The sequence below is a fragment of the Paenibacillus dendritiformis genome (assembly GCF_945605565.1).
GTDB lineage: Bacteria > Bacillota > Bacilli > Paenibacillales > Paenibacillaceae > Paenibacillus_B > Paenibacillus_B dendritiformis_A.
The window spans coordinates 504072-518938 of sequence record NZ_OX216966.1 but is presented as its reverse complement, the minus strand read 5'-3'; the positions used below and the strand labels follow the sequence as shown (position 1 = coordinate 518938).

Sequence of the window (14867 nt, the reverse complement as noted above, 5' to 3'; positions counted from 1 at the left end):
TAGCCGACAGCTAAATTTCCGGAAACAGGAGGATCATTCATATGCTCGTATGGATGCTGCGCAAGGTGATGGCGGAGAGGGGAATATGGTCAGGGGCGGCATTGTCCCGTTTGCTGCGCGAGAGAGCGAATTATATTTTGTCCGCGCCGTCGATAAGCGCATTGATGAACGGACAGCCGCGGCAAATGAAGGCCGAGACGCTGGACGCCTTGTGCACGGCGCTGGATTGCACGCCCAATGATTTGTGGGTGCATACGTCACCTATGAAGAAGAAAGGAGTGAAATGATGGCAGAACGTGCGATATTGCCTTTCGGGGACCCTATATTGCGCAAGGTGGCCAAGCCCGTAGATGAACTGACGCCGCGAATCATCAAGCTGCTGGATGATATGGTGGAGACGCTGTATGCCAGCGACGGACGCGCCGGTCTCGCCGCGCCGCAGGTCGGGGTTCTGCGTAGAGTCATCGTGATGGATTGCGGCGAAGGCTTAATCGAGCTGATCAATCCTGAGATTGTGGAATTAAGCGGGGAGCAGGATGGAGTGGAAGCCTGTTTGTCCTTTCCCGGCTATTACGGACATGTGAAGAGGGCGAATGAGGTCACCATTACGAGTCTGGACCGGGAAGGAAAGCCCTTCATGTTGAAGGGGGAAGGATATCTTGCGCGCTGCATTCAGCATGAGATTGATCATCTGAATGGCGTGCTGTTCGTGGATCATGTGAAGGACAGATGGTTGTATCATGAGAAAACGAAGCAAAAAATAGCGCTGCTGGATGTGATTCGGTTAACCAATCAAGGGTCGTAGAATACCAATTAATAGATTTTATTTACATATAATTCTCGTGAATGTATAATAAGTAAAACATTTTCATGCGATAATCCCTAGGATTCTACCACCCGAACAGCACTATTTTGGCTGACCCATCATTTTCTATTTCCAGTAGATGCATGCGATTGATGACATATGACGAACACAAGGAAGGTGGATAGAATTTTGGAATTTATCTACGATATTATTTCTTTTAACAATACGTTTTGGTCTTATGTATTGATTGTGATTTTGATTGCGGCAGGCTTGTACTTCACGTTCAGAACGAAGTTCGTCCAATTTAGAATGGCGGGCGAGATGGTTCGCTTATTGGGTGAAGGCGCAAGCAGCTCCAAGAAAGGACAAGGCGGGGTATCCTCGTTCGGCGCATTTTGCATCAGCACGGCTTCCCGGGTAGGCACGGGGAACCTGGCGGGGGTAGCGCTCGCGATTGCCACGGGCGGCCCGGGAGCCGTCTTCTGGATGTGGCTTATCGCCTTGATTGGATCGGCTACCGCGTTCATCGAATCGACGCTGGCGCAAATCTATAAGGTGAAGGACAAGGGCGGCTTCCGCGGCGGACCGGCTTACTATATGGAGAAAGGGCTGAACAAACGCTGGATGGGCGTGCTGTTCGCCGTTCTCATCACGATATGCTACGGCCTTGTATTCAACTCCGTGCAAGCGAACACGCTCTCCCTGGCCTTGGAAAGCGCCTATGGCATGGATCGCTTCTGGGTGGGCGTCGTTGTCGCTGCCCTCACCGGATTTGTCATTTTTGGCGGCGTTCATCGAATCGTGAAGGCTTCCGAATATTTGGTGCCCGTTATGGCGGGCGGGTATGTGCTTCTTGCCCTCTATATTGTGGTTACCAATCTGTCGGAGCTTCCTGCGGTGATCGGACTTATTGTCCGGAGCGCATTTGGCTTCGAGCAGGTGGCCGGCGGCGGATTGGGCGCTGCGATTATGATGGGGATTAAGCGGGGGCTGTTCTCCAATGAAGCGGGAATGGGAAGCGCTCCGAATGCCGCAGCAGCGGCCGACGTCACCCATCCGGCGAAGCAGGGCTTGGTTCAAGCTCTGGGCGTGTTTGTGGACACGCTGTTGGTGTGCAGCGCAACCGCTTTTATCGTTCTGTTCTCCAGCGCGTACGGCGCTGAAGATCTGACGGGTATTGAGCTTGTTCAGGCCGCGTTGGCCAATCATATCGGCGGCTGGGCCGTTAGCTTCATCGCGATTGCCGTGTTCCTTCTCGCCTTCAGTTCACTCGTGGGCAACTATTATTACGGGGAGACGAATATTGAGTTCATCAAGAGCAGTAAAACATGGCTGTTCCTTTATCGTCTTGCCGTGGTGGGCATGGTTCTGTTCGGGTCCGTTGCCAAGGTCGCGATCGTATGGGATTTGGCCGATCTGTTCATGGCGTTCATGGCGATTACGAACCTGATTGCCATTGTGTTGCTGGGCCGAATCGCGTTCGACGCGCTGAAGGATTACCAGGAGCAGAAGCGTCAGGGCCGCAACCCGGTCTTCCATCTCTCTCATTTCCAATCGCTTCGCAATGTCGAATGCTGGGGAGAACCAAACGAACCCGATCTCAAATAAGGTTTATATTTCAGTTTGAAGAAGGCGGAGCCGTGGATGCGGCTCCGTTTTTTTGATTTCCATCGTATGGATTGGATTCCAATGAGTTGAAGGGTGTTGTATAGTAAAAAAGTACGGATCGCGAGGGTCCATGGTACTACGTCATACATAGATTTTCCACATGGAAGGGGATGGAAAATGGGCATATATCGGAAGGAATCCGGACATCGGCCTGTAAAAAAAGCGGGGAAGCGAATCGATGTCATGGTGAAGGCGGTTCTCATTGCGGCGGTCGTCATGCTGGCGGCATTTCCTTACGGCCATCCGTCGCCAGTGCAGGCGGGAGCGAAGACAATCACGATTCAGCAAGCGCTGCACAACCAAAAAAAGCTGGCTGCGGCCAATGCACATTATATGGCGGTGAATAGCGACGGTTCGGTAAAGACATGGGGCCAACGGCTCAAGGGCGAACCGTCGGTTCCGAAGAAGCTGCGCGATGTCGTGGCCGTTACTTCATCGCGTAACGCGGCGTTCGCACTCAAAAAAGATGGCACGATCGCGCAATGGGGTTCGGGTTCGGGTCTCCATTCCTCGCACAGCGGCACAGACTTGTCCAAAATAAAGGATGCGGTGTCGATATCGGCCAATCTGGGGACCTTGTTCATCGTCCACCGGAACGGCAAGGTAAGCTACTACCACCATATCAATGACGGAGGAAACGGAAAGCTCTCCATTCCGGCCGGCTTGAAGAATGTAGCGGATGTGTCTTCGGGACCGTATCATGTGCTTGCCTTGAAAAAGGACGGAACGGTTGCGGCATGGGGGAAGAATTATGAAGGAATGGCCAAGGTGCCGCCAGGACTGAACAACGTAGCGGCGGTCGCGGCAGGAAGCAGCGTGTCCGCCGCGCTTCGGAAGGACGGCACGGCGGTAGCGTGGGGCAACGGATTTCCGAAGGGGAAGATCCATGAAGCGCCCTATCGGGACATCGTAGGCCTGTCTGCGGGCTTCAGCGAGATTTATTTGCTGCGGGCCGACGGTTCATTGGCGGTATGGAGAGAACAAACGATTTCCCCAATCGCAGGTCTGCCGAAGCTAATGGCGATCTCGGTTCAGGGCGAAGACGGGCTGCTCGGCATGACCATGGACGGATCGGTCATGCAGTTGGATGTTCCGCGGCAGGTGCAGCTTCCGGATCATTCCGCGACCGGGATTGTCTCGCTCTCCTCCAATTACGCGGAGTATGCCGTGGTTCATCAGGACGGCACGGTATCGACGTGGTCACGGTACCGGGCGTCGGAATCGGGCAAGAGTCCGGCCGCAGCGACCGATATTGCGGCGATATCGCTCTCCTCGAACAAGCATGCCTTGGCTCTGAAGCGGGACGGCACGGTGGTCTCCTGGGGCAGTAATGAGCAAGGAGAAGCTAATGTGCCCGTCGGCCTGAACGATGTTATGGTGGTGGCTGCCGGCTATCAATATTCTCTTGCCTTGCGGAAGGACGGTACGGTCGCCACGTGGGGGAGCGACAAATTCAATGATATCACCGGAGCGGCAGGGCTGACCGATGTCGCCGCCATTGCCGCCGGAGCGCCGAATCTGGCCCTGAAGCGAGACGGGACCGTTGTAGCCTGGGGATATGCCGCGCACAAGTTTCCAGAGGGGATTCCCGCATCCGTTGCGATAGCGAATGCCGGCGGTTCGTTCTCGGCCGCATTGCATGTGGACGGTTCGATTACGGTATGGGATGATTCCCGTAATATCGTAACAATCAATGACTTCCGGGATCGGGAGCAGGAGGTAACATCGATCCATCTGGGGAATGGAGGCGAACTGTGGGTGCTGTTGAAGGATGGTTCGGCCGTTGCGTTTCATTGTTCTACCGGCGCTGAGCTGCAGCGCATCGGCAAGGATATCCATCTGGTTCAAGTGTCCGGCGATATCGGAATTCGGAGCAACGGGGAACTGGTTCCGCTCGAACCTTATTTGAATGGACGATAACTCCGTACTTCTGTATGCGGAAGGAGGCTTCTTATGCTTGCAAAATGGCTGAACGAATCGGCGTCGACGGTCGTATTTTCGGGAGCGGGCATGTCGACCGAGAGCGGACTGCAGGATTTCCGGTCTGCGGACAGAGGGATGTGGAACGATCGGGACCCGGCGGCATTGGCCAGCCTGGACGCGATGGAGGAGCACCATGACGAATTCGCCCGGTTCTACCGGTGGCGCATCGGGGAGATGCTGAAGCATGGGCCGAATCCCGGGCATCGGATATTGGCCGATTGGGAGCGAAGAGGCGTGATCCACGGCGTCATCACGCAGAACGTGGAGAACTATCACGAGCAGGCCGGGACGTCGGCCATCGCGAAGCTGCACGGCGACCTGGGCACCCTCCGGTGCATGACTTGCCATGCGCAGTATCCCTGCACCGATTATGTGGAGCCGAAGCGGCTGACCCGCTGCGTCAAGAACGGCTGCGGCGGGCGGGTGCGCCCGAATATCGTGCTGTTCGGGGAATGGCTGCCGGAGCGGGAGCTTGCCCAGGCCGATGCGATGCTGGACGGCGTGGAGCTGCTTCTCGTCCTCGGCTCCTCGCTGCAGGTCAGTCCAGCCAATCAATTCCCGAGGCTGGCCAAGGAGCGCGGCGCCCGGCTGGTCATTGTGAACCGGGAGCCGACCCCTGCGGATGGAATAGCCGATCTGATTATCCGCCATTCGATTGGCGAGGTGCTGCGCTGGACGGATGCGCAGCTTGCGCGGCTTCCGCACGAGTAAGCGCGCGATTGCACACACAAAATCCCTTGAGCATCCGAACTCAAGGGATTTTTGGGGTCGGCATTTACTTCTTCAGCAGCAAATAGATGAAGTACGGCGCACCGATGAAGGCGACCATAATGCCCGCCGCGATGCCGTCGGGATCCGCCAGCTGGCGGCCGATCGTGTCGGCAAGCAGGAGCAGCCAGCCGCCCATCAGAATGGCGACGGGGAGGAAGAGCTGATGCCGCGGGCCGACCATCGCTTTGGCGATATGCGGCGCCATCAGGCCGATGAAGGCGATGCCGCCGGTGACGGAGACCGCCGAAGCGGCCAGCGCGACCGCGGCGAACAGCAGGACGAGCCGTTCCTTGTTCAGCGGCATCCCGAGCCCGATGGCGACAGGCTCGCTAAGCGCAAGCACATTCAGGCGGTTCGCCTTGTACAGCGTGAACGGGATCAGGACGAGCAGCCAGGGGAGAAGCGCCCCGATGAACGGCCAGTCCGTTCCCCAGATGTTCCCCGCGAGCCATTTGGCGATAAAGTCGACCTTGGCGCGTTCCGCCGAGGAGATCAGGACGATCATGACCCCGGACAGCGCCATGGAGAAGCCGACGCCGGTCAGGACGAGCCGAATCGGCTGCAAGCCTTGCTGTCTCTTGTAAGAGAACAGATAGATACAGCACGCGGTAAGCAGCGCGGCCGCGAACGCGACCAGCGGGAGCATGTAAACGAACGATCCGGCATTCACCGGAAAGAATAAAAAGAACACGGCCACACCTACGCCGGCTCCCGAGTTGATGCCGACAATGCCGGGATCAGCCAGATCATTGCGGGTGATGCCTTGCAGTATCGCGCCAGACAGCGCCAGACCCATTCCGGCCAGCAGCGTGATGAGAATGCGCGGCAGACGAACGGAGAATAAGACAAACTCCTCCTTGAAGCTGCCTTGCCCGAGAATCGTCGGGATCAATCTGTCGTAGGACAGGGAAGCATAGCCCATTCCCATGCCGATAACGATCGTGATGACGATAAGAGCCAGCAGGCTCGTGACGATAAGGCGCTGTCTAAGGCGCAGAGCAGGTTCGATCATGAGAATGCCTTCCCTCCCTTATGCACGATGAACAGGAAGAACGGCAGGCCGATGATGGCGACAATCGCTGCGACCGGCGTCTCATACGGCGCATGGATGGTTCGTCCCAACGTATCGGCGAGCAGCATGAAGGATGCGCCCATCATGGCCGACATCGGCAGCACATAACGGTAATCGGTCCCGACGACGGCCCGGACGATATGAGGGATCATCAAGCCGATGAAGGTCAGATTGCCGACCAGAGCGACGGAGGCTCCGGCTAGCAATACGATGACGACGAACAGGAGCGCCTTGATGCGGTTCGTCTTCTGCCCCAGTCCGACCGCCACCTCCTCATTCAAGCTAAGAATGGTAAGCTGTCTGGCCAGCAGCAGGGCAATGACAATGCCGAGGGCAATGAACGGCCCCACCGCTTGCAGCTGTACCCAGGACATGCCAATCAAGCCGCCGGCGGTCCACATCGACACATCCTTTGATATTTTAAAATAAAGAGCTACGCCTTCGGCGATCGCGTACAGCAGCGCGGAGACAGCCGCACCGGCCAGCACCATCCGGAGGGGGGAGAAGCCGCCTCTGCGCAGGGCCGCGATCCCGAACACCAACCCGGCTCCTGCCGCCGCGCCGAGGAAGCAAGCTGCCGCCATCGTCAAGTATCCGGCCCCAGGGAACAGCGCGATGGCGATGGCCAGAGCGGCATTGGCGCCAGCCGTCAGCCCGAGCAGACCGGGATCGGCCAGCGGATTCCTCGTCATGCCCTGCATGATAGCGCCGGCCACGGCCAGGGCCGCTCCGACGGCCACCGCCGCGATCTCCCGCGGCAGCCGGATCTCCTGGATCAGCGCAATATGCTCATCCGTGGCACGGGACGTCAAGGCCAGCCAGACATCCTTCAGTGTCGTGTCGGCTGCGCCGAACCGCATCGCGACGAGGAACATTGCGGCGAAGAACAGCAATCCGGCCAGCCATGTATACGTAAAGGGGAGGGAACGTTTTGTTTCCTTCATCATCGATCTCTCATCTTTTCTGTAATAGATTCACGGCAATGGGTACACGGAAATAGATTCATGGAGCAGAACCCTTTTCTCCGCATTATTGTCCAAGGAAGCTCTTGCGGAAGAAGTCCAATTGGAAATCAAGCGTCAACGGGTCGTTGAAGTAGAATTCCTTCGCATTGACCTCGAACAGCCGGTTGTTCTTCACCGCAGGAATATTTTTATACGTATCCGTGTTCTGGAATGAATTATCGGCATCGCTGTTCTTGCTTAGAATGACATAGTCGCCCGCAAATTCGGACATCACTTCCAGCGACACGGCATAATAACCGTCCTTGAGCGCCATTTCCTTGACCTTGTCCGGCATATTCAGATGCATCGCCTGATACAGGATCTCGGTGCCGCGCCCCCAGTTATCGCCGAAGACGTACAGCTGCTTGTCGAACTTCTCCAGGACGGAGACGGTGGCATCCTTGCCGAACTTCGCCTGAATCTCTTCGCCCGCTTGCTGCGTCCGCTTCTTGAAGTCGTCCACCCAGTCCTGCGCTTCCTTCTCCTTGTTCAGCAGCTTGCCGATCTCGATATGCTGGGTCAAATAATCGACTTTGCCATACGTGAAGGTGACCGTAGGAGCAATTTGCTTCAACTTATCGACATTTTTGATCGTGGACAGGCCGATGATGAGATCGGGCTGCAGCTCGATGATTTTCTCCAGATTTTCATCGGATACTTCCTGGACATCCTTCAATTTCTCTTCGAAGCGAGGATTCATTTTCGACCAGGAGTCCACGCCGACGAGATTGACGTCCAGGGCCATAACATTGCCCGCGAAGGTGGACAAGACGACCACGCGTTCCGGATGAGCCGGCACCTCGACGGGGCCGTTCTCCGATTGATACGTGATCGTGCTTGAGCCGCTTGCCTCCGGTTGAGCTTCCGTGGAGCCGGGGCTGCCGTTATTATTTGATCCGTTGCCGCAGGCGGTAGCCAGCAGCAGGCAGAGTAGAATAAACGGGATAATTGCTTTTTTCATCGTAACTCTCTCCTTCATCTACACGGTGGCCAGGTTATAAGTAACACACATCGGCTTGTCTGTTCGCGGATCGCGGCCGATCTCGGCATCGATATGGAACACTTGCTTCAGCACGTCGTGGTGCATAACCTCTTCGCAGTCTCCGGCCTTGATGATGTGGCCGTCCTTCATCGCAATCATATAGTCGGCGAAGCGGGCCGCCTGGTTCAAGTCATGAAGCACCATAACGATGGTGCGCTCTTGCTCGTGGTTCAATTTTTGCAGCAGCTCCAGCACTTCCAGCTGGTGCGCCATATCGAGATAGGTAGTCGGCTCATCAAGGAAAATGATATCCGTCTCTTGTGCCAGGGCCATCGCAATCCAGACACGTTGCCGCTGGCCGCCGGATAGCGCGTCGACCGTGCGGTGCTTGAACTCCTTCGTGCCCGTGACCTCCAGCGCCCAGTCGATGACGTCGAGATCCTTTTTGGTCAGGCGCCCGAACCCTTTTTGATACGGGAAGCGGCCATAGGAGACCAGCTCTCCGACCGTCAATCCGCTTGCGCTTTCCGGGGATTGGGGGAGTATCGCCATCTTCTTCGCCAGCAGCTTCGTATTTTCGCTTGCGATATTTTTGCCGTCCAGAATGACGGATCCCGATTGATGGGAAATGATGCGGGTGATCGCTTTCAGCAAGGTCGATTTCCCGCAGCCGTTCGAGCCGATAATGGTAGTAATTTTTTTGTCGGGAATCGTGACGCTCAGATTTTTCACGATGAGACGTTCACCATAGCCAATATTTAAGGCTTCGGTATAAAGGCGAGCCATGATGTAACCTCCATAGAGTAGAATTAGAATGATTATTGATAATGATTATCAGTATCGAATATGATCTTACTATAGTTTGCCACCTTTTCAACTGTCAATAGTTTTCCGCTTGTATTGGGCAGGCAAGATATGTATACTAATTGATAATGATAATCAATTACAATTAGAATACGATGCGGGAGTGAGCGGATTGACGCAGCACGAATGCTTTGATGTGACGATAATTGGCGGAGGCCCGGCAGGGCTGTTCTCGGCTTTCTATAGCGGCCTGCGGGAGATGAAGACGAAGCTGATCGAGTACCAGCCCCGTCTGGGCGGCAAGGTCCATGTCTACCCGGAGAAAATGATCTGGGATGTCGGCGGGGTAACGCCGGTTCCCGGGGCGCAATTAATTGAGCAGATGGTGAAGCAGGGCTTAACCTTCGATCCGGAAGTGGTGCTGAATGAGAAAATCGTCTCCATTTCCAAAAATGAAGACGGCGTGTTCGTGCTTGATGCGGCTTCAGGCAGGAAGCATTATTCCAAGACGGTCATCGCCGCGATCGGCGGCGGGATCCTCACTCCGCAGAAGCTGGAGATCGAAGGCGCCGAACGGTTCGAGGTATCGAATCTGAACTATACGGTCAAGTCGCTGCGGCATTTCAAGGAGAAGACGGTCATCATCTCAGGCGGCGGGAATGCGGCGATCGATTGGGCCAATGAATTGGAGCCTATCGCGAAGAAGGTGTACCTGACCTACCGCAAGGAAGAGCTGTCGGGCCATGAAGCGCAGGTGACCCAACTGAAGAACAGCTCCGTGGAATGCTATTTCAACACGACGATTACGAAGCTGATTGCCAGCGCCAATCATGAAGTGATCGAGCGCGTGGAGCTGACCAACCAAGCCACCGGCGAGACGACGAGCCTGGCCATCGATGAAGTGATCATCAATCATGGCTATGAGCGGGACAGTTCCCTGCTCGGTAATAGCGAACTGAACATTGAGATGGTGGACAATTTCTATGTCAAAGGCAATGCGAACAGCGAGTCCTCCATTCCCGGCTTGTATGCGGCAGGCGATATTTTGCACCATGAAGGGAAGCTGCATCTGATCGCGGGCGCCTTCCAGGATGCGGCCAACGCGGTGAACAAGGCGAAGCAGTTTATTCAGCCGGATGCGAACAGCTACGGGATGGTCTCTTCGCACAACGACTTGTTCAAGCAGCGCAATCGCGAGCTGGTGAAGCAGATGATCAACTAAGACCCATACGGGAATGTGAAAAGGGGGTGTCTCAAAAGTAGTTTCACTACAGTGAGACAGCCCCCCTGATTCTCAAAGCTCGACTCGCCGAAAACTGCAAAAATGCACCTTTCCTATATGACGTGTACTCCGTTACAGGGAATCCTGCATAACGGCATCAATTTCTGACTATCCAATCGATAAAAGACAAAAATCGATGAACATCATGTACTTTTCAGGCTGTTGAGAAAGTCCAGAGGATTTTTGGGCACTTCATCAGGACTTGTTTCTCAGTAGAAAAATTTTATCTGATCGAGTGCCTGAAAACTGCACAATGAAATGTCTATCCGATAGGCGAAGTCCTCAAAACTGCACGGTTTCTCAAGACACGTTGATTCAGTAGGCAAAATCCTGCACAAACCCCCATGACGTCTACGACGTCACCCCCCAGAATGAAAATAGGTAGATGTAAACTTTTAAAGTTACTGTAGATGGTAATCATGAGACTAACAAATCCAAGGACGACTGTATTATTGGGGTACGACCCTGTTGCACAAACCGTCCAATTGCGATCGCGAGAACCGCCCAATGCACACCCAAGTGCGTGTATAAAATTTCCTTATTCAGGTCGCATGATTTGTTAGTACACATGAAAGCAGGTGCAAGCATGGATGCCGTACGCGAATGCTGTTGCGGATTAGATGTCCATCAAAAAACAGTAGTTGCCTGTATCCTTTACGGGGATTTAGAATCCAAGCCCAAGAAAGTCATCGAAAGCTTTGGAACAACAACTACCGAACTACTCCGACTTCAAGATTGGCTTAACGCACATGAGTGTAAAGAAGTAGCCATGGAGAGCACAGGTGTGCTGTGGAAACCGGTATGGAATATTTTAGAGTCTAGCTGCTATTTAGTGTTGGCAAACGCTAAACAAATCAAGAATACACCAGGGCGTAAGACAGACAAGAAAGATGCGGAGTGGATTGCACAACTTCATCGTTGTGGTCTCATTCAACCAAGCGTGGTGTTGCCGCAGCATTTGCGGGATTTACGAGATCTAACGAGGTATCGTCTGAGAATCGTGGTGACCATTGCTTCTGAGAAGAATCGTATCCATAAAATTCTTCAAGACGGAAACATCAAGCTTACGAGTTTTATGAGCGATTTGTTCGGCGTATCCGGGCGTCTGCTTCTGGAAAAGCTCATGGACGGAGAAGTGCTCGTAGAAGATGACGTACGCGAACTTGTCAAAACCAAGCTAAAAACAAAAGTGCCTCAGTTAGTTGAAGCTCTGAATGGTCAGCTACGGCGACATCATCGTGTTATGATGCGTGCACACTGGAAGCACCTGCTGTTCGAGGAAGCAGAACTGCAAGAAATTGAATCATTAATCGACGAACAGCTTGAGCCTTATCGAAAAGAGATTGAGTGTTTAGACAGCATTCCCGGAATTGACAAGTCTTGCGCTTCCGCTATATTTGCAGAAATGGGGCCGGATATCGCCACGCGTTTTCCCACGGTCGAGCAATTCACCTCATGGGCAGGGGTGTCTCCAGGTAATAATGAGAGCGCGGGGCGCAAGAAAAGCCGGAAATGCCTGCAAGGGAACAAGTATCTGAAACGTAGCATAACGCAAGCGGCATGGGCAAATTACAGGTCAAGGAATCGAATAGGTGAGCACTTTAGACGGATACGGAAACGACGAGGCGAAAAAACAGCAAGCGTAGCAACCGGACATCTCTTAATTAAGATCATTTATGCCATGATGAAAGAAGGAACGCCATACAAAGAAATAGACATGCAGGTACGCATGTCTAAACAAAGAACAGCTAATTTTTACGTAAAGAAACTCCAAGAGCTGGGCTTTGCACTTCAACTAACTGAAAACGAAACAAGCTAAATTTTGAAAATGATGTGATCATTTTCGGGGGGTGAGTCTTTTTTTGCTTTCTTAGAGTAATAATGGCCCGAAAAAGTTCTATTCATACATTTTGAAAGGGCTGTCGTGCTTACTTCAACGTTTTTATTTTCGTATAAAATACAGCAATTCTGTAGGGACGACTTCACCAGAATGGGAATCCTGTAAAACTGCAGCAATTTCACCCGTTTTTCTTCAACTTAGCTCAAAAGGGCCTAAAATGATGTAGCTGTGCAGCAATTCCTCGAAATGTGGACTCATTGAGCCGAAATTCCTGTAAAATAGCAGCAATTCCCTCCACACGTGAAAACCCCAGGAGATTATGATGTCTCCAGAAGGCGATGACGCTCTGAATGCCAAGTTTCGATTTGGTAATCACCCCTCCGAAAAAAACAGGGGTTTTCCAACAGCCTGACTTTTGCAGGAATTTCATCAAACAGTGGCTTAAAGAGCAGAAATTGATTGCATCCACGCAGCATTTCACTTCTTCATCCATCTTCCACCGATTTGCGCGCCGCCGTTTTTCCCGTATCGACATTCTCGAGTTAACTCGCCATCTCAATCATTTTGCAGTGCCTGTGAGACACTCCCTTTTTGTGTCGTGCGGACATCGATATACGGCAGGCCGGGCATCCTGCGCCGCTACCGGTGCTCTTGCAGCGCCGCGGCCTGGCCCGGCTGAGCAGGCTCCCGGAACGGCAGCAGCCATCTGCCGGCCAGAAGAAGCAGGACGGCGGCGGCGCACCAGTAGATAGCGGAGGTGCCGACGATGTCGTCCAGCGTATAAGCAATGGACGGGCCCAGCGAGGCGCCGAGGTCGGTCGCCACCGTATAGCTGGTCATGACGGCCAGCTTCGATGCGTGCGTGGACGCATTGGAGGCCATAGCGTCGACGATTGTACTGACCGCGGTGATGCCGAGCTGCAGCCCCAGGAGCAGCACGATCCAGAGGGCGAACGGCATCTGGAACGGCACGATGACGAGCAAGCAGGCGACGCCCGCCAGCACGACGACGAACATGCGGCCCTGGTCTGGGGCGGCATCGTATTTGCGCCCAATCCAGGGCGACAGCCAAGGCTGCAATCCCCAGCGCAGCGCTTGCAGGATGCCGGCCAGTGAGGCGGCGCCGATCGTGAACGTCCATAGACTCACATATGTCGATTCATGCACTTGAATGAGCCGGCTTAACGTTGAATTGAACATGCCCTGGAACACCATCGCGGAGAGCAGGCCGGCGATCAGCGTCCAGACGACAAGCGGCTCCTGCCAAGGCTTGACGGCTGGTGTTCCGTCCGCAGAGGAAGCGCTGTCATTCAACGCCGTCTTGCTCGGCGCAACATGCTTCAGTACGAACGGCACGGCCAGCAAGGCAGCCAGTCCGAAGGCAAGCGCGACATTCCGGATCCCGAACCATTCGACGGCGAACGAGCCGGCCAGCATGCCGACCAGACTGCCGAGGCCAATCAACCCGTTGAATGTGCCCATGAATTGTCCCCGGTTCGTTTTGTCCGACAGCTCAATAATCGTGAAATAGCCCCCCAGCCGCAGAAAGCTCCAAGCCAGCCCCCATACCGAGCGCATCAGAAATAAGAGCCAGAAGCTGCCCGCCAATCCGTACGATGCGGTCGTCACGGAGGCAAGCAATACGGCAAGCAGGATGCCCGCCCGCTTGGACATCTTGCGGTAGAGCCAGCCAATCAGCGGGTTGAGCGGAAGCCGCACCAGCCGATTGACCGACAGCAGAATGCCGACCTCCCACAAGGAGGACAGCCCGAACTCCTGCCATCGGATCGGCAGCACGACATAGAGCATCGAATCCCCGAGCAGACATACTGCCGTAATCAGCGAAATAATGATGACAGGCTGCTTGTTGTTGGCCGTTGTCACGGATGCAGGCACCTCCTTCTCCGGGAAATGAGGCAGAACCGACGCTCAAGCCGGCGTCAATGCCGGACTTGTCACCCATCCTGCAGCGAATGGTTCAGCTTCACGAGCAATTGGTGCAGCGTATGACACTCCTCCGGAGACCATTCCTGCAAAAAACGAGTAAGCCGTTCCACCCGGATACGCTTCGTGCGTTCAAATTCATGCATGCCCGATTCCGTAATCTCGAAAAAACTGGAGCGGCCATCCGCCGGATCAGGCAGGCGACGGATATATCCCTTGGCTTCCAGTCCCGCGGTCTGACGGCTGATCGTGGAGATATCGAGCCGGAAATGATCGGCCAGCGCCTTAACGCCGAGCGGGCCGCGGGTAGACAGCTCATGCAGGAGCAGATAGGCGGAGCGTTCCAATATTTTCAGTTTTTTATCAATACCTGAGGAAGTGGCGTGGCGAACGAGTGTGGAGAGCTCAAAGTAGATTTCGGCCAGCTGCTTCTCTTCCATCGGTTTCTCACCCTTTCGCATGCAAGCTTCTACCTGTTACTTTACTTGATGCATACAACCAATTTCAACTTCATTCATCACAGTGTACCGAACGGCATATTGACAAGATGCAAAGAAGTTGTATAATACAAGTAGATTATAGTTGTATCATACAACTAGATTGTCCGTCATCCAAACGCTCGCAGAGGACGGACTTTTTTGTGCCACCCGCTCAGGCAGGGAGCGCATGATGGACCGTCTGGTTCGCTCAACATGAGGATGGAGGTTGGAGA

Annotated in this window: 14 protein-coding genes; 7 read left to right on the top strand and 7 right to left on the bottom strand. The window is 54.2% G+C overall.

The genetic code is table 11. The annotated features are described in order from the left end of the window. Window positions 1-41: 41 nt before the first annotated feature. From NNL35_RS02160 to NNL35_RS02140, 5 genes are all read left to right on the top strand, one after another. A complete protein-coding gene (locus tag NNL35_RS02160; RefSeq protein ID WP_006676944.1) occupies window positions 42-287 on the top strand; it encodes a helix-turn-helix domain-containing protein in 246 nt (81 codons plus the stop codon). Beyond that, entirely contained in the window at window positions 287-805 is a 519-nt protein-coding gene (gene def, locus NNL35_RS02155) for a peptide deformylase (RefSeq protein ID WP_006676945.1), read from the top strand. Before NNL35_RS02160 ends, def begins: the two co-directional genes overlap by 1 nt. A gap of 189 nt (window positions 806-994) precedes the next feature. After that, window positions 995-2413, top strand: coding sequence for an alanine/glycine:cation symporter family protein (locus tag NNL35_RS02150; protein WP_006676946.1), 1419 nt, complete (start codon window positions 995-997; stop codon window positions 2411-2413). A gap of 177 nt (window positions 2414-2590) precedes the next feature. Continuing rightward, on the top strand, window positions 2591-4393 hold the full coding sequence (locus NNL35_RS02145) for an RCC1 domain-containing protein (RefSeq protein ID WP_006676947.1): 1803 nt from the start codon (window positions 2591-2593) through the stop codon (window positions 4391-4393). 33 nt (window positions 4394-4426) lie between these two features. After that, window positions 4427-5167: an NAD-dependent deacylase gene (locus tag NNL35_RS02140; protein WP_006676948.1), complete on the top strand. Its 741-nt coding sequence runs from the start codon at window positions 4427-4429 to the stop codon at window positions 5165-5167. 64 nt (window positions 5168-5231) lie between these two features. Here the strand turns inward: NNL35_RS02140 and NNL35_RS02135 are convergent, their stop codons facing one another. The 4 genes from NNL35_RS02135 to NNL35_RS02120 all read right to left on the bottom strand — a co-directional run bounded on the left by NNL35_RS02135 (window position 5232) and on the right by NNL35_RS02120 (window position 9071). Next, window positions 5232-6239 (bottom strand): FecCD family ABC transporter permease, encoded by a 1008-nt coding sequence (locus NNL35_RS02135; RefSeq protein ID WP_006676949.1) that lies wholly within the window; start codon window positions 6237-6239, stop codon window positions 5232-5234. Continuing rightward, window positions 6236-7246 carry a FecCD family ABC transporter permease gene (locus NNL35_RS02130; RefSeq protein WP_006676950.1) on the bottom strand — a complete coding sequence of 337 codons (1011 nt, stop codon included), beginning with the start codon at window positions 7244-7246 and terminating at the stop codon, window positions 6236-6238. Before NNL35_RS02130 ends, NNL35_RS02135 begins: the two co-directional genes overlap by 4 nt. An 82-nt stretch (window positions 7247-7328) precedes the next feature. Next, window positions 7329-8264, bottom strand: a complete 936-nt coding sequence (locus NNL35_RS02125; protein ID WP_006676951.1) for an iron-hydroxamate ABC transporter substrate-binding protein — start codon at window positions 8262-8264, stop codon at window positions 7329-7331. Window positions 8265-8282: 18 nt separating this feature from the next. Continuing rightward, window positions 8283-9071: an ABC transporter ATP-binding protein gene (locus NNL35_RS02120; RefSeq protein WP_006676952.1), complete on the bottom strand. Its 789-nt coding sequence runs from the start codon at window positions 9069-9071 to the stop codon at window positions 8283-8285. A 190-nt stretch (window positions 9072-9261) separates the two neighbouring features. Here NNL35_RS02120 and NNL35_RS02115 point away from each other — a divergent pair, with 190 nt between their 5' ends. Continuing rightward, window positions 9262-10311, top strand: coding sequence for an NAD(P)/FAD-dependent oxidoreductase (locus NNL35_RS02115; RefSeq protein ID WP_006676953.1), 1050 nt, complete (start codon window positions 9262-9264; stop codon window positions 10309-10311). Between the two features lie 646 nt (window positions 10312-10957). Further along, window positions 10958-12190 (top strand): IS110 family RNA-guided transposase, encoded by a 1233-nt coding sequence (locus tag NNL35_RS02110; RefSeq protein ID WP_254552890.1) that lies wholly within the window; start codon window positions 10958-10960, stop codon window positions 12188-12190. Window positions 12191-12413: 223 nt separating this feature from the next. On the opposite strand, the gene NNL35_RS02105 is transcribed toward NNL35_RS02110, so the two are convergent. The 3 genes from NNL35_RS02105 to NNL35_RS02095 form a co-directional block, all read right to left on the bottom strand. Further along, window positions 12414-12704: a hypothetical protein gene (locus NNL35_RS02105; protein ID WP_254552888.1), complete on the bottom strand. Its 291-nt coding sequence runs from the start codon at window positions 12702-12704 to the stop codon at window positions 12414-12416. A gap of 146 nt (window positions 12705-12850) precedes the next feature. Beyond that, entirely contained in the window at window positions 12851-14095 is a 1245-nt protein-coding gene (locus NNL35_RS02100; protein ID WP_006678353.1) for an MFS transporter, read from the bottom strand. Between the two features lie 71 nt (window positions 14096-14166). Then, the gene (locus NNL35_RS02095) at window positions 14167-14595 is read right to left on the bottom strand and encodes a MarR family winged helix-turn-helix transcriptional regulator (protein WP_006678352.1); all 429 of its coding nucleotides are present in this window, start codon (window positions 14593-14595) and stop codon (window positions 14167-14169) included. Window positions 14596-14867: the final 272 nt, after the last annotated feature.